The organism is Streptomyces sp. NPDC048671 (assembly GCF_055587045.1).
Genome location: NZ_JBVJHB010000016.1, coordinates 203,056 through 218,071, shown reverse-complemented (window position 1 = coordinate 218,071; position 15,016 = coordinate 203,056). Strand labels below are relative to the sequence as shown.

At 68.0% G+C, this 15,016-nt stretch carries 16 protein-coding genes; 2 read left to right on the top strand and 14 right to left on the bottom strand.

What is annotated here, in order from left to right:
- Window positions 1-77: 77 nt before the first annotated feature.
- Together ACZ6S6_RS30055 and ACZ6S6_RS30050 are read left to right on the top strand one after the other, a co-directional pair.
- Window positions 78-1,031, top strand: coding sequence for a LysR family transcriptional regulator (locus ACZ6S6_RS30055; protein WP_469707828.1), 954 nt, complete (start codon window positions 78-80; stop codon window positions 1,029-1,031).
- Between the two features lie 147 nt (window positions 1,032-1,178).
- Window positions 1,179-2,708 carry a S1 RNA-binding domain-containing protein gene (locus tag ACZ6S6_RS30050; RefSeq protein WP_469707826.1) on the top strand — a complete coding sequence of 510 codons (1,530 nt, stop codon included), beginning with the start codon at window positions 1,179-1,181 and terminating at the stop codon, window positions 2,706-2,708.
- Window positions 2,709-2,863: 155 nt separating this feature from the next.
- Here the strand turns inward: ACZ6S6_RS30050 and ACZ6S6_RS30045 are convergent, their stop codons facing one another.
- The 14 genes from ACZ6S6_RS30045 to ACZ6S6_RS29980 all read right to left on the bottom strand — a co-directional run bounded on the left by ACZ6S6_RS30045 (window position 2,864) and on the right by ACZ6S6_RS29980 (window position 14,887).
- Window positions 2,864-3,514: an OmpA family protein gene (locus tag ACZ6S6_RS30045; protein WP_469707824.1), complete on the bottom strand. Its 651-nt coding sequence runs from the start codon at window positions 3,512-3,514 to the stop codon at window positions 2,864-2,866.
- 8 nt (window positions 3,515-3,522) lie between these two features.
- Entirely contained in the window at window positions 3,523-4,128 is a 606-nt protein-coding gene (locus ACZ6S6_RS30040; protein WP_469707822.1) for a hypothetical protein, read from the bottom strand.
- A gap of 31 nt (window positions 4,129-4,159) precedes the next feature.
- Window positions 4,160-4,843, bottom strand: coding sequence for a pilus assembly protein TadG-related protein (locus ACZ6S6_RS30035; protein WP_469707820.1), 684 nt, complete (start codon window positions 4,841-4,843; stop codon window positions 4,160-4,162).
- A complete protein-coding gene (locus tag ACZ6S6_RS30030) occupies window positions 4,843-5,073 on the bottom strand; it encodes a hypothetical protein (RefSeq protein ID WP_469707818.1) in 231 nt (76 codons plus the stop codon). Before ACZ6S6_RS30030 ends, ACZ6S6_RS30035 begins: the two co-directional genes overlap by 1 nt.
- A gap of 252 nt (window positions 5,074-5,325) precedes the next feature.
- Window positions 5,326-6,411, bottom strand: a complete 1,086-nt coding sequence (locus ACZ6S6_RS30025) for a response regulator (protein WP_469707816.1) — start codon at window positions 6,409-6,411, stop codon at window positions 5,326-5,328.
- A gap of 46 nt (window positions 6,412-6,457) precedes the next feature.
- Window positions 6,458-7,774: a sensor histidine kinase gene (locus ACZ6S6_RS30020; RefSeq protein WP_362965958.1), complete on the bottom strand. Its 1,317-nt coding sequence runs from the start codon at window positions 7,772-7,774 to the stop codon at window positions 6,458-6,460.
- A 51-nt stretch (window positions 7,775-7,825) separates the two neighbouring features.
- On the bottom strand, window positions 7,826-8,710 hold the full coding sequence (locus tag ACZ6S6_RS30015) for a DUF5936 domain-containing protein (RefSeq protein WP_362965956.1): 885 nt from the start codon (window positions 8,708-8,710) through the stop codon (window positions 7,826-7,828).
- A gap of 14 nt (window positions 8,711-8,724) precedes the next feature.
- Complete coding sequence (locus ACZ6S6_RS30010) at window positions 8,725-9,663, bottom strand: type II secretion system F family protein (protein ID WP_362965954.1); 939 nt, start codon at window positions 9,661-9,663, stop codon at window positions 8,725-8,727.
- Between the two features lie 10 nt (window positions 9,664-9,673).
- Window positions 9,674-11,011: a CpaF family protein gene (locus tag ACZ6S6_RS30005; RefSeq protein ID WP_362965952.1), complete on the bottom strand. Its 1,338-nt coding sequence runs from the start codon at window positions 11,009-11,011 to the stop codon at window positions 9,674-9,676.
- A gap of 52 nt (window positions 11,012-11,063) precedes the next feature.
- Window positions 11,064-11,444, bottom strand: coding sequence for a TadE/TadG family type IV pilus assembly protein (locus ACZ6S6_RS30000; RefSeq protein WP_469707813.1), 381 nt, complete (start codon window positions 11,442-11,444; stop codon window positions 11,064-11,066).
- Window positions 11,445-11,447: 3 nt separating this feature from the next.
- The gene (locus ACZ6S6_RS29995; RefSeq protein ID WP_469707811.1) at window positions 11,448-11,849 is read right to left on the bottom strand and encodes a TadE family protein; all 402 of its coding nucleotides are present in this window, start codon (window positions 11,847-11,849) and stop codon (window positions 11,448-11,450) included.
- A gap of 16 nt (window positions 11,850-11,865) precedes the next feature.
- Entirely contained in the window at window positions 11,866-13,137 is a 1,272-nt protein-coding gene (locus ACZ6S6_RS29990) for a CpaE/TadZ family protein (protein ID WP_362965947.1), read from the bottom strand.
- Between the two features lie 7 nt (window positions 13,138-13,144).
- Window positions 13,145-13,852 (bottom strand): Flp pilus assembly protein CpaB, encoded by a 708-nt coding sequence (gene cpaB, locus ACZ6S6_RS29985; RefSeq protein WP_362965945.1) that lies wholly within the window; start codon window positions 13,850-13,852, stop codon window positions 13,145-13,147.
- Window positions 13,853-14,020: 168 nt separating this feature from the next.
- Window positions 14,021-14,887, bottom strand: coding sequence for a hypothetical protein (locus ACZ6S6_RS29980; protein ID WP_362966005.1), 867 nt, complete (start codon window positions 14,885-14,887; stop codon window positions 14,021-14,023).
- Window positions 14,888-15,016: the final 129 nt, after the last annotated feature.

Genomic DNA, 15,016 nt, shown 5'->3' with positions numbered 1-15,016 from the left:
CGGGAACAACGGCGGTGATCGCGACGTTCGGAAAGCCGGGCTTACCGATCCATGCCCGCGCGGATCCCGGAGACGTCGTGGACCAGAACGAACTCGACTGCTTTCTCGTACTCGCCGAAGAACTGCACTTCGGCCGCACCGCAACCCGCCTGCATCTCTCCCGCGCCCGGGTGAGTCAACTCATTCAGAAGCTGGAACGCCGCGTCGGAGCACCTCTGTTCACGCGCACGAGCCGACGTGTGGCCCTCACCGGCCTGGGCAGCCGCCTCCGTGACGACCTCGAACCGCACTACCGCGGCATCGAGAACGCCCTGGCGCGTGCCGTCGCCTCGGCGCGCGGCATCGAAGGAGTCCTGCACGTCGGCTTCTCCACATCCTTGGCCGGGGAGATGGTGATGAAGACGGCCGAGAAGCTGCGCACCACCCATCCCGAACTTGCCGTCGAGGCATGCGAGGTGCCGTTCTCCGACCCGTACGGGATGCTACGAAAAGGAGATTTCGACCTCCAGCTGACGGACTTCCCCGTGCACGAGGACGACCTGACCCGCGGCGCCACACTCCTGGCCGAGGGCAGGGTGCTGGCTGTCGCGGCCGGGCATCCCCTGGCCGGACGGAACACGGTGACGCTTGAGGACCTGGCCCGCGTGCCGTTGCTGACGATCGCGGGCGACATCCCGGAGTACTGGCTGGAGCATCAGCTGCCGACGCGCACACCCAGCGGCAGGCCGATCCGGCAGGGGCCGTCCGTCACCAACTTCCAGGAGGCACTGACGCTCGTCGCCGGCGGCAAGGGAGTCCTGCTTGCAGGGGCCCACATCGCCCTGTACCACGGCCGTCCCGGTATCTCCTACGTCCCGGTGGAGGAGGACAAGCCCCTCGGATACGGTCTGATGTGGCGGTCCGACGGCTGCAACCGGGCCATAGAACTCTTCGGTCGCACAGCACGCGAGATCGCACGGGACATGGCTCCGGCCGATCCCGGGACGCGCTCAGGCTCTCGCCGTGGATTGCGTCGAGCACCAACGGCGTAGGCGGTCCGGACGCTGCGATCGTCACGGCACCCGCTTAACCCGCGGGTCTCACGGCGGCGACATGAATGCCGCCGCCGTGCAGAGCTCGCTGAGATTGGGCAGCGACCGGTGAGGCCCTGCAACACTGCGCGTTGCCGCGTCCGAACCATGCTGGAAGATGGGGGCGTGCTGTCCTACGTCTATCGCGTCACCAAGTACGACCCCGCCGACCGTGATGAACACGGCTACTACACCGGCGCCGAGGACACGGTCAGCGACCACGGCCAGGTCGAGGGCGCCTACCTTCAAGCAATCGAGGCGTTCGCCGCGGACACCGGCATCGAGCGCCTGGCGGTGCGCGAGCCGCAGCTCCCGGTGCCATTCGTGAACTTCGGGCTGGAGCCACCGATGGACGGCTTCGGGCTGGACGGTCTCTTCCCGACCGGGCCGGACGGTTTCCACGATGGTGCGGAGGTCTCGGTCGGCACCGCGATGGATCTTGTACGGGTCATGCTGCGCGACGGTGGCGCCTGGTGTCGGCTGGAGGTGGAGGACACCTTCGCCGTGCACGTGGGCTGGGACCAGTACATGTACATCGGCAGCAGTCGGCCCTGCGAAACCGCGGTGGCCCGGACCCGCGCGCTCGGGTTGTTCCCAGAGCGGATCGACGCCTCGCCGTACGACTTCGAAGCCGAGGGCGAAGGCCCCCAGCGGCCGGCCGACGACGAGTTCTGGGCCCAGTTGCGCTGGTCGATGGCGGGGACCAACGCCAGGGTCCTGGAGGAGCGGTCCGCCTGCAACTCCGGGCGATGGCACCGTCTCACCCCCGACAACATCGACACGATCCGCGCCGGGCTCGTTCCCCGAGCCCGGCTGGCTATCTGGCCGGACCTGTCCTCCGACCTCGACGCGGTACTCGCCACGCTCCCCGCCGCGGGCCACGCCGAGTGTGTCTGGCAGGGCCGAGACGGGCGGATGCACAGCGCCACCGCCGACGAAGATGAGTTCCCGGAGCTGGCCGCCCGTCTCTCCAGCGCTTCCGCCGCGATGATCCTGTCCATGGATGCCGACGACCGCGTCCCGCTGCTCGCCGCCGTCATGCCCGACAGCGACGGAGTGGTGCGCGCCCGCTGGGAGATCGACCCCACCCCGAGCACCCGGAAATGGGCCTTCCTCAAGACCCTTCACCGAGGTGAGATCATCACCGGCCGGGTAACCCTGATCGCCGATTTCCTGGTCACTTTCGTGGACATCGGCGGCTTCGAAGCGATGATCAATATCCCCGAGCTGTCATGGCGCCCCGTCAACCATCCCTCCGAGGTCGTTGCCGTCGGCCAGGAGATCAGTGCCGAAATTCTCGACGTAGACCCGATCCGCGAACGCGTGTCGCTGTCGCTCAGGGCCCTGCACGAAGATCCGATGCCACTGCTCGCCGGGCAGATCGGCCAGACCATCGTCGGCCGCGTCACCAAGCTCGTGCCGTTCGGCGTGTTCGTACGCATCGAAGAGAAGGAGAACGGCTTCGAGGGGCTGGTACACAACGCCGAACTGGGCGACGGGCGACCAGACCATCCACAGTTGGCTGTCAACGTCGGCGACGCACTGCCAGTCAAGATCCTGGACTTCGACCCGGCCCAGCGCCGCATCTCCCTCTCGCACCGGCAAGCTATGCCAGCCGCCCCGGCCGAACGTGACTAAGCGACAGATCAGGGCGTCGGTGCTGCACTCAACGCCGGACGGGACGGGGTCTACTACCGCTCACGGCGGCGGCATAAATGCCGCCGCCGTGCAGAACTCGCTGAGATTGTGCAGCGAGCTCTGAGACCCCACAACAGGCCCTGATGCAGGTCGGGTCAGGAGGAACTGCCGCGCGGGAAGGAGACCTCCACGCGGCGGTTCTTCTTCCGGCCCTCTTCCGTGGCGTTGCTGGCGATCGGGTACTGCTCGCCGTAGCCGCGGATCTCGAACGTGATGTCTGAGCCTGTGGACTTCACCAGCACCGACTGCACGGCGTCGGCACGCTGCTTGGAGAGCACGTCGCCGTGTGCCGACGAGCCGAGGTTGTCGGTGAAGCCGAAGACGCGCACCTTCGAGGAGTTCTGCTTCTTGATCTCGGCGGCGATGGCCGCGATACGGGAGTTGGCGGCGGAGCTCAGCTTGGCGCTGTCCTTGCCGAAGAGCACTTCGGACTGGAGCGCGAACTTGATGTCCGCGTTCGTGTCCTCGCGCCGCTCTTCGCCGCCCTCGTCCTCGACGACCTGGATGATGTCGAGGACCTTGCCGGGCGCGAGGGTGCCGCCGTCCGGCATCTTGAGGTCCGGGTCGTTGCTGTCCAGCTTGACGGGCGGCTCGGACGAGGCTTCTGTGCCTGGAGGAACGCTCGGGCCGTCGTCTGCCAGGGCCGTTGTCGCACCGAATACCGTGGTGCCGGCGAGCAGTACCGCGACAGCGATGGCCCGGCCCGCGAGATGACCTGGCCTGTGCCGCGTGTGAATGCTGTTCATATCCGCCATCACCCGGAGATCTTCAGCGAGGTGGTGGCGAAGGTGGGCAGGGTGAAGTCGACCTCGGTCGTGGCCTCCGGAGGGGTCGGGAACTGCATGAAGACGGGCGTCGACTTGCCCGGCTGAATCGGCAGAATCCCTGTGGTGCAGAGGCAACGCGATTCCGTGTCGCGAAGGATGTAGTAACGCTTCTTACCAGCCTTGTCCACGAGCGTGGCTCCGGCGACAGAGTTCGGGTTGTTCGCCACAACAGCGTTCTCGGCACCTGCCCAGCCTGCGGTGTTCTTGGCCTGGTCACCCTCGTTCTTGATCTCGCCCTGAACCGTGATGAAGCCGCCGGAGTCACGCTTGACCTGATTGACGACGAGCGTCAGCCCGCCCTGCCCCTTGGCCTCGGCGAGCTTCGCATTCGAGTCCACGTTGTCCCCTGCGGCGGTGTCCTCACCGGCGGCCCCCTTGTCTCCGTCGGAGGGCTTGGCGGACGAGGAAGAGCCGGTGTCCTCGGTCTTCCCGCCGTCGTCGCCGCCGCAGCCGGTGACGATCAGGGCCAGGGCAGCCGCCATGGAGGCCGCTGCCACCACCCTTCGGGATTTCGTGGTGCGCCGAATGCTCATGGGTTCAGATTCCTTTACTCGTCGTTCGCTGTCAGTCGTCGATCAGGTGCACGGCAAAGATGGTCTTGGCCAGGGCATCCCACAACTCCGGATGGGCAGGGTCGACATCAAGACCGCCCCCGTGACAATCAAGAGTGGGGATCGGCAGCTCCGGCTTGTCGCCCGTGTCGTCCTTGTCGCCCTCGTCGTCGGAGCCGGGGTCAGCACTCGGCACGTCCTTGAGCTGCGGCGAACACCGGAACTCGATCACGGCAGTGGCCGTGGCCGTGGCGTGCTTGGTCTTCGTGCTGGGGATCACCGAGGAGCCCACCGTGTAACGGGTCTTGACGCTGACCGTGACCTTGTCCTGGAGGAATCCCTCGTCCCAGCGGCAACGAGGCCGGCCGACGGGGTCATCGGTGTAGAGGTCCGAACGATTGGCGGATGCCAGTTGCTGCGCGTCCGAACATCCGGCTCTGAAGTACCGATGATTCGCCAGGAACTCGGTGAGACCGTCCGGTGTCCGCAGAGCGTCGAGGAACGGTACTCCGAGGTCCTTCCGGGCTTCCTGAGCGGCAGCGAGCGCGGCGGCGTCCGCAGCACCCTGGGCGCCGTTACGCGTGGCGGAGGCCTGACCAACAGCAAAGAAAGCGAACGCGAGGAAGAGCAGGCCCGCCACCATCACAATGTAGATGGGGAAAGCCTGCCCTGCATCGCTGCGTCGGCGCGGTTCCACTAGCCGGCGGTGATGGAGCTCACCAGGCCGGTGATGCGGTCGGTGATCGCGCCGCCGATGCCCGCGGCCACCATGCCACCGATGATCGCGACGACCACCAGGATGATGCCGAGGTACTCGAAGGCCGTCTGGCCGCGGTCCGCGGTCTCGTAGCGCTTCTGGATCTTCGAGATGGCGGTGTTGGCCCAGCCGTTGACGCGGACGGCGGACTTCAGGGTGATGTTCGACATGGTGTTCCCCTCCAGATTCGGCCGACCGACTGCCGGCCGACTCGCACGTTCCTTCGTTGTCGCTCCCGTAACCGGCTTCCTCCTGGCCGGTGCCGTTTGCGATATGAGAAACATACGGCGGAACACCATGCCCACCAGAGGGCCCCAGGGCCCATTCCCGGGCCCAATCGAGCAGTTGGGCCCTGGGCTTCGCGGGCTGGGCCCTCTGGACCGAGCCCACCGCGTCTCGTTCACTCCCCCGGTCAGCCATGACTACCTGTCCCCCTGTGCGCCAGGACCCGCAGCCGGCGCCGTGCCGAGCCAGCGGGCGATGGCCTCGCTGCGGCTGCCGCTGTGCAGTTTGGTGAAGATGCGGTTGATGTGGTTCTTGACCGTCTTCTCGCTGATGAAGCACGTGGCGGCGATCTGCCGATTGCTCATGCCGGACGCGATCAGCTCCATGACCTCCACCTCCCGTGAACTCAGCCCGTACTGCTGCCTGTTAGGAGGCGCGCCGACACCCCCGGACAGTGAAGACTGTCCCACACCTGGTTGCAGATGCGAAAGACCCTGGGATTGTCCTACCGGTCGCGCCCCAGGTGGGGCCACTTCAGGAAAGGGCAAATGTGCATACGCATCGTATTGTTGCAACGGCCCGGGGCCGTGACCGTCGTATCCGGGCTGCTGGTAGGGAACGCCGGAGGTCAGCGCCGCGCCCAGGCCCTCCGGGAGCGGCCCACCCGGCGATCCGGGCCCCTGCCGCATGTGGGCCAGGAGTGCGTTCGCCGCTGTGGCGGTGAAGTGGGCCCGGCCGCTCTTCGTGTCACGTACGGCCTGTACGAGCTGGTCCGCCGTGAACTCCCCGTGGACCAGATAGCCGCCCGCGCCCAGCCGGAGCGCCTCGTGGACGATCTCGTTCTCGCGGCTGTAGGTCAGCATCATCACCGGCGCGACCCGGACCAGGTGGGGCAGGGCGGAGATGCCGTCGACACCCGGCATCCGGACGTCGAGCAGCACGACGTCCGGGCGGTGCCGCACGGCCATGTCGTAGGCCTCCCGGCCATCCGCGGCCTCTGCGACGACTTCGATGTCGTCGCGGCCGGAGAGCAGGACGCTCAGGCCCGCCCGGACCACGGGGTTGTCGTCGGCGACGACGACCCGCAGCGGGCCGGGGGCGGGAACGTCGGGGGCGGAGGGGAAGGCGGGCATGGCTCCGGATGCCGCGGTCTGCTGGGGGGCGGGGAACCCTGGGGAACTGGATTCGGAATTGATGGGCGTGGCATGCGGGGACGTGTGCTGGGAGGCGTGGTGCGTTGCGGCCCAGTTCTGGCCCGATGCGCGCGAGACGTCGTCCGGCATTCTGCGACCTCCTCTCAAGATCTGTGGGGGGACGGTGTGGAGCGGGTCAGTTGAACTGCTGTGCGGGTGGTGCTTGGGACAGGGCCGCCATCGGCAGCTCCAGGCGTACTTCGGTGCCCGTGGCCGCCTTGCCCTTGCCGATCCGGATGCGTGCCCCGATGGACGCGGCGCGTTCGACCATGCCGACGAGCCCGAAGTGGCCGGCCCGCTTGAGGTCGTCGAGCGTGGTGCCCGCGGGGAGGCCCCGCCCGTCGTCGTACACGCTGATCCGCAGGACCTCGCCCTTCACCCCCGCGAGGACGACGAGGTACGTGGGGTGGGCGTGGCGGCCGGCGTTCTCCATCGCCTCGGACGCGATGGTGAGCAGTTGCCGGGCCACCACCTGGGGAACGGGCGGGACCGGGGTCTCGTTGAGCAGCCGGAATCCGGCGGTGAGGCCGTGCCGGCGGGTGAAGTCGTCGGCACGGGCGCGGAGTTCCTCCACCACGTCCACGCCACCGTCGAGTCCCGAATCGCGTCGCAGGTCCGAGAGCAGCTCACGCGACTCCGCTGCCGCGCGGCGGGCGGACCGGGCGACCAGCTCGGCCTGGTGCTTGACGGTCAGCGGGTCCATCCGGTCGGAGGAGCCGGCCAGTCCGTCGGCGGCCAGTGCCAGACCGTGCAGGGTCTTGGCCACGGAGTCGTGCATCTCCCTGGCCAGCCGGGTGCGCTCCCTCTCCACCGCCTCGTTCACGGCCAGCCGTGCCCGGGTCTCGGTGAGAGCCTGGCTCGCTGTTCCGAAGCGGAGCAGCAGGTTGCGCAGGGTCACGCCGACCGCACCGGAGATCACGCAGAAACCGGGCAGGAGCAGCGCGGTGGCGGTGCCTGCCTCAAGCGTCGTGTCGGTGCCGTACACCCCGAAGATGATCAGCGTCTGTATCGCGGCGAAGACCGCCGCGCCCCGCCACCCGTAGACGAGCCCGGCGAGCAGCGGCGTGCAGACCGTGACGTACGCCAGGGTCGACTCCGGGGTTGCCGTGATCAGCAGCAGCGCGCCGAACAACGCGTCGACGCCGAGCAGCCAGCGGTGGCGCAGGAAGACCGGGCCGAAGCGCTCCCAGTCCCGGAACAGGACGTAGGAGCCCATGAACGTGACGAGGATGGCCGAACCGATCAGCCAGGTCGCGACGCCCGGTGCCGTGCGGGCGATGGCGAACGGTGTCGCCATCGCCGTCATCGCGAGACGGAACCCGAAGACCTGGCGGCACATGGCCTGGAGCGCGTTGAGCTGGATCGCGAAGGCCGGCTGGGCACCCGGATTGGCCAGCGCCTGGCGCACCTCGCTCGTCAGTCCCGGTTGTGAGTCGCTGAGTTGGAATGCCATGCGCCTGTCACCTCCCCCTGCTCGTGATGCTCATCATCCCCGTCATGCGTGTCATCCGCCGAGGAACGAGAAGTCGACGTCGGCCCCGTACACGAATCCGACCGTCAGCAGCAGCAGGGTGCCCGGAAGGAGGAAGGAGGTGACCGCGAAGGTCGCCTTCGGGACGGCCTTGGCCGCCTTCCGGCGGGCGTTCTGGGCATCCGTGCGGCGCATGTCGTTGGCGATCTGGATCAGCGTCTCGACGATCGGCGCACCCAGTTCCTCGCCCTGCTGGAGTGTCGTCACGAACATCGCCACCTGCTCCGAGTCGTTCCGCTTGCGGAGCTCCTCGAAGGCCTGACGGCGGCTGACGCCCATGTCCATCTGGCGCAGGGTGATGCGCAGTTCGTCGGCCCAGGGGCCCTCGTACTTCTCCGCGACGCGTTCCAGCGCCTGGCGGAAGCCGAGGCCCGCCGACACGACGACCGCGAGGACGTCGAGGAAGTCGGGGAGCGTGCGCTCGATGTGCTCCTTGCGGACCCGGATGGCCGACCAGATGCCGACCTCGACCCAGAAGGCGCCGAAGGCGAGCAGCAGGATGGCGAGGAAGAGCTGGCCGCGCATGAGCATCGACAGGGCGCCGAACGCGCCGAGCGCTCCGTAGACGGCCCGGCGGGCGGCGTACCGGTCGATGGTGAGCCCGCCGGGGTTACCAGCCATGTCGATCTGACGGCGCTTCTTGTTGACCGACTTGGGGCCCATCATCCTGAGCACCGCGGGGGCCCACCGCATGCCCATCCGGTCGATGCCGGAGCCGACCGCGCTGGTGCGGGTGGAGCCGACCTCCAGGGCGATGGCGAGATCGCCGGGGAGCTTGGCGTCGGCCCGGTACATCCGGATGCCGGCGATCACTCCATAAACAGCGAGACCTACAACGAGTGCGAGCAACAGGTCCATGTCCGCTCCTCCCCTCAGACGTCGATACGGGACAGGCGGCGGATCACTATGAACCCGATCGCGTACAGGATGAGCGAGACGATGACCGCGGCCTGGCCGACCAGGGCGCCGGTCATGCGGTCCAGTGCGCCCGGCATGACGGCGTTCATCAGGAGCATCGCGCCGAAGCCGAAGCCCGGAACGGCGTACGCCGTGACGGTCACCTGGGACAGCTGGGTCTTGACCTCGCGCCGGGTCTCCTTGCGCTCCTCCAGCGTCTCCGTGAGGTTGCGCAGGGAGCTGACGACCGTACCGCCGGCCCGGTTGGACAGGACGAGGGTCGTGACGAGGACGACGAGTTCGCGGGACGGCAGCCGCTGGGTCAGCTCGCTCAGGGCGTCGTCGAGCGACTCGCCGACGCCGAGGCGGCGGGCGACCCGGGCGAGTTCCTCACCGGCCGGGGCCTCCAGCTCGTCCGCGGCCATCGCCAGCGCGGTACGCAGGGCCAGTCCGGCCTGGGTGGCGTTGGCGAGGATGCGGGAGAGCTCGGGGAGCTGGTTGATGAAGCGGTCGGTGCGCTTGGTCCGCTGCCAGTTCAGGAAGGCGTTGGTGCCCCAGAGCCCGATCAGAGCGGCGATGGGGCCGAAGAAGGCGGCCAGGATCGACGAGGCCGTCAGCCAGAGTCCCGCCATGGCGACCAGGGCGTAGACGAAGAACTCGCCCGGCGTGATCTCCAGCCCGGTGGCCGCGAGCTTGAGCTCGATCCTGCGCCCCAGGCCGGTCTTGCGCAGCCTGCGGTCGATGCCCCGGAAGCGGCGGTGGCGTCCTGCGGTCTCTATCTGGCCGGTGTGCGAGAGGCGGTCGACGAGGGCGTCGCGGTCGGCCTTGCCACCGGAGTACGCGTGCAGGCCCATGACGCCGAGCACGCAGCAGATGAGCGTGACGCCGATCGTGAGAAGGGGGAGATTGGTCATGGCGCGGTACCTACTTGGCCTCTCGGGTGGCGAGCTGTTCGTCGGACGAGGCGACGCCGAACGCCTGGGGAATCGGCTGACTGGCCATGTAGAGGCGCTCGGCGATCTTGCGCGGGAGCGGAAGGTACTGGAACTGGCCGTAGATCCGCCCGTCGGCGGCCATCGGCTGAGGGATGAAGCGGGCCACGCTGACGATGCGGTAGTGGTCCCGGCCGTGCGAGTCGAGGATCGCGATCTCGGTGATCTTCCGACCACCGTCGGCGAACCGGGTGAGCTGGACGATCACGTCGACCGCGCTGTTGATCTGGTCGTGCAGTGCCTCGAAGGGGATCTTGATCTCGGACATCGAGGCGAGGGTCTGCAGACGCATCAGCGCGTCCTCGGCGTTGTTCGCGTGAACGGTCGCGAGGGACCCGTCGTGACCGGTCGACATCGCCTGGAGCATGTCGAGCGATTCACCGCCACGGACCTCACCGACGACGATGCGGTCGGGGCGCATACGCAGGGAGTTTCGGACCAGGTCGCGGATGCTGATCTGCCCCTTGCCCTCGACGTTCGCCGGGCGGGACTCCAGCCGGATGACGTGGTTCTGCTGGAGCTGGAGCTCGGCGGAGTCCTCGATGGTGACGATGCGCTCGTGGTTCGGGATCAGTCCGGACAGTGCGTTGAGCAGGGTCGTCTTGCCCGTGCCGGTGGCACCGGAGACGATGATGTTGAGCTTGGCCTGGACGAGGCCCGAGAGCAGGATCAGCATCTGCTCGTCCAGCGAGCCGAACTCGATCATCTCCTGGAGGGTGAAGGCCCTCGGGAACCGTCGGATGGTGAGGGTCGCGCCGGTCAGCGAGAGCGGCGGGATGATCACGTTGACACGCTCGCCGCTGGGGAGGCGGGCGTCCACCATCGGGTTCGCCTCGTCCACCCGCCGGTTGACGGTCGACACGATGCGCTCGATGGTCTGCATCAGCTGTTCGTGCGAGCCGAAGCGCATCGGGAGCTGTTCGACCTTGCCGCTGCGCTCGACGAAGATCTGGTCCGGTCCGTTCACCATGATCTCGGTGATGGACGCGTCTTCGAGAAGTGGTTCCAGGATGCCGAGGCCGAGGGCCTCGTCGACGACGCGGCGGATCAGCTGTGAGCGTTCGAGGGTCGAGAGGACCGGCCCCTCGCGGCTGATGATGTGCCCGAGTACGCGCTCCAGGCGGGCCCGCCGGTCGGCGGCGGCCAGCGAGGACATCTCCGCGAGGTCGATCTCCTCAAGCAGCTTGGCCCGGTAGGAGGCGACCATGTGGCCGTCCTCCCGCCCCCCACCGTGCTCCTCGGGGGCGGTGATGCGTGCCCGCAGGCTCATTTTGCTGACTCCTAGGTCCGGCGTGCCGGTGGTGCGGTGTGGGGGGACGCGGTCACTTGCGGGGCATGGTGGAGCTGCGCTCGGCGTAACCGAAGGCGTCCTGCATCCACGGGATGATCGAGGGGACCTTGACTCTGGCGGTGTAGGTCACCGTGCCGTCGCCGGGGTAGTGGCGGAAGGTGGTGTGGTTCTGCTTGGTGAGCCAGCTGCTCATGGCGGACCTGCCCGCCTGTTCCGGCCCCAGCTCCCGCTGGTCCTGGCTGGCTGTACGCGCTGCCGCGCGGGCACCGGTGCCCGCCTGGTTGGTGGCGTACGCGGCGATGCCCAGCTGGATGGCGCAGAGGCCGACCAGCAGCATCAGGGGGATGAACCCCATGTACTCGATGGCCACCTGGCCGCGGTCGCGAGCGGACCTTCGCTTGGTTCCGGTCATGGATCAGCCCTCCTTCGCCGAGGCGGCGTTGCCGGTGACGCTCGGGCCGAAGTCGAGGATGCCGGGCACGAGGACGGGTACGGCGAGTTCGACCCTGGCCCGGTAGAGGCCACGTTCAGGCGCGCACGTGATGTTGTCGGTCTGCCAGGCGTCGGGCAGGTCCTTCTTCGCCGCCCGTATGCAGGCAGCCTCCGAGCTCCGCTGCGCGCCGTTCCCCGCCCGTGCCGCCACGTCCGCCGCGTTGCCGGCCAGGCTGAACGTGTAGCCGATCAGGGCGCACTGCCAGAGCGCGACCAGCAGCAGGATGATCAGTGGCGTGACCCCGACGAATTCGATCGCGGTCTGTCCGCGGTCGCGGTCACGCCTCCTGCCTATGCCTGTTTCCGCCATCTCCATGGTTGCCATGGATCAACCTGCCCCCTCAGTCGGTCTTGCCACGGCCCGTGGAGTCGCCGCGCCTGCGCGGGCGGCCGATCGAGCCTCGGTCGTTTCGTTCCTTGGCCCCGCTCTCGGCCCGGTCCGGTGTCTTCACCAGACCGAGCTCGCCCGCCAGAGCCCAGAGTGCCTGCTTCACGACGCTCTTCGAGTCGAGTTCGTGCATGCGACCCGCATCGACGGCGCTCTGAAGTTCCTTGAAGTTAGCGGGAATTGCCGTACTCGCGATTTTGGTGCCGGTGATCTTCTGGATCAGCGGCGGCTGGATCTCGGTGTTGCGGTTGTACCGGTTGACGAGGGTCGTCGTCTCCTCCGCCTTGCGGATCTGGAGCCGGTCCCACATCCGTACGATGCGCTTCGCGCCGCGCACCGCGACCACGTCCGGGGTCGTGACCAGCAGCGCGGTGTCGGCCATCTCGATGGCGGCGGCGTTGGCACCGTTCATCTGGCCGCCGCAGTCGATGACCACGATCTCGTACCGCGAGCGCAGTGCGCTGACGATCTGCCGGGCCGCCCGGTCGCTGACCTCTTCGCCGCGCTCGCCCTCGCCCGGTGCGAGGAGCAGCGCGATTCCGGTGCTGTGGCTGAACACCGCGTCGGACAGGACGCGCGGCGAGATGTCGCTGATCGCCGCGAGGTCGACGATGGACCGGCGGAACTGCACGTCCAGGTACGAGGCGATGTCCCCGGACTGGAGGTCCATGTCGACCAGCGCGACGGTCCGGCCGGAGGCCTGGGCGGCGAGGGCCAGCTGCACGGCGGCCACCGTCGCGCCGACCCCGCCCTTGGCCCCGCTGACCGTCACCACCGTGCCGCCGGGCCCGGTGAAGACGTCCCCGCCGGCGCCGAGGTGCCGGCGTACGCCGACGGACCACTGGGCGGCGGACTGGACCCGGTTGACCAGTTCCTCGTAGCTCAGCGGCAGCGTGACCAGGCCACGGGCGCCGGAGTCCATCGCCGCGGAGAACAGCCCGGGGCTCGCGTCGGCGGTGATGAGCACGACCCCGACGGCGGGGAAGCGCAGGGATACCTCCCGGATCAGTTCCAGGGCCGGCACCGGACCGATCCGCTCGTGGACCAGCACGACCTCGGGCAGCTCGTCGAGCGACTCGCCCGCGAGGCGCGCGAGCGTGTCGATGAGCTGGGTCGAGTCACCGACCGGAGCGGCCGGCTCCGCGTCGGGGAGCTGGCTGAGCAGAGTGGTGACGGATCTGGCCGCGTCGGCGTCACCGACGGCCGGGAGGATCCTCGTGGTCATCCAATCCTCACTTGTCCTTGTCGAGCGTGTAGGTGCGGTCGCCCGGTCGGATGGAGCTGTCGCTGCCACTGGCGATGAGTGCGAGGCGTACGTGCATCGCGAACGACTCCGCGTACGCGATGCGCTGGGTGTCGAGCGTGTTCAGCGCGAAGGTGATCGGAACGGCTTCGGTGGCCTGGCTGCCCTTGCCGTCGCTGCTCGGGTCCAGGGCGGTCAGCTTGCCGACCTCCAGCACCTTCGCGTTGGAGACGATGACCTTGGACTGCGCACGGCCGTCCTGGCCCTCGCCCGCGAAGGTCGCGTAGACGTTGACCGTGGCGCCGGGGGTGATCTTGCCCGCGACGCCGGTGGCGGCGTCGATCATGATCGCGATCTCCTGCTCACCGGGCTGCAGGGCGGGGCGCGACTCCATCATGTCGGACTGGAGGAGCGAGCCCTCCTTGAGCGTGGTGAGGGCGATCTTGCCGTTGACCTCGGAGAGGTCGGTCACCGCGTTGGTCGAGAGCCACCGCTTCGGCATCGAGACCTTCTCGAACTTGTCCGGAGTCAAGTTGGTGAAGGGTGCGACGTTGCTCTTCAGCTTGTAGGCCGAGACCTCGGGGCCGACCTTCGAGTTGACGTCGCTGATCACCGAGAGCACTCCGGCGAAGGCGCCGAAGGCGCACAGGACCGAGAGGAGCAGGAGTATCACGCCGCGGCGCTGGCGGGAGTTCATGGGCCGGACAACCTCGTTCGGGTCGGATGCGTGGGGCAGCGGACAGAAGAATGCGCGGGGGGTGTTCGGGCTGTTCGGGCTGTTGTCTGGAGGGCGGACTGAGCCGGGTGTGCGGCACGGACGGCGTCCGGACCGCGAGGGCTTCCGCGGAGGAGGAATCCGCGGTTGCTACGACCGTGGCGGTGCGGGCGCTCCATGGTTCAGGACACCGGACGACGGCATTCGGTTCTCGGTGGCGGGAAGCGGTGAGGAACAGAACCCGCAACGATCGCCGATCAGCTCCATTCCGCACCAGTGACAGGTCTCTCGTCTTACTGAGGAAACGAGTTGGTACAGGACGGAGATATCCGGAAGATAAGCGGCGAATTCGATCAACTTCCCGGTTCCCCACCATCGGGAGGAATCAGCGGGAAGCGTCGCATCCTGAATCGCCTGCACCTTCCAGGCGGGCGCCAGGGTCTGCTGCACCCACTCGGACTGCAACTGCCCCTTGGCGACCAGCAGGTGCGTACCGAACTCCGGTCCCGCCAGGGGTTCCGCCGACGGGCCGATCTTGATGAGCTGGGGGTTCGGTCCCGCGAGTACGGCGAACTGGGAGCCGGGCACCCAGGACTTGGCGTGCGTCTTCAGGCTGACGGGGACGCGGTCGAGCTTGGTCACCGAGCTCATCAGGGCGCCCGCATGGATGTAATGGGACAGAAGCCGCGCGGAGGAGGCAACCACTCCGGGGCTGAAGTCGCAGATGGACAGCTGCCGCAACTGCCGCACCAGCACGGCGACGCCCAGTGGCGGCAGATCCACCTTGAGCAGCGCGATGCGATCGCTCTCCAGCACGGACCGAACGGCGTGAAGTCGCCGTTCGTGCGCGAGTGCGATGCCCGTCGGATACACGGCGATCACATACCCGTGCTGCTCCAGCATCACGTGCATGTCGCCGATCGCCAGGTCCATCGCCTGGGCGTCCGGCGCCTGCAGCAGGGCCGCTGTCGGCGTCTGCTGATCGGTCGGCGGTAGGACCAGATCAGCACTGGTCACTGCTATTGCGGTCGGCACGCTGTTCCCCGTTCGGCTCCGGCCGGCGTCGCCATGACGTCGGCCGCAATCGCTCCTGCTCCGTGCTTCTGCCTCAGCTTCTGCTCCAGCACTTTAACCGCGTCCTACACG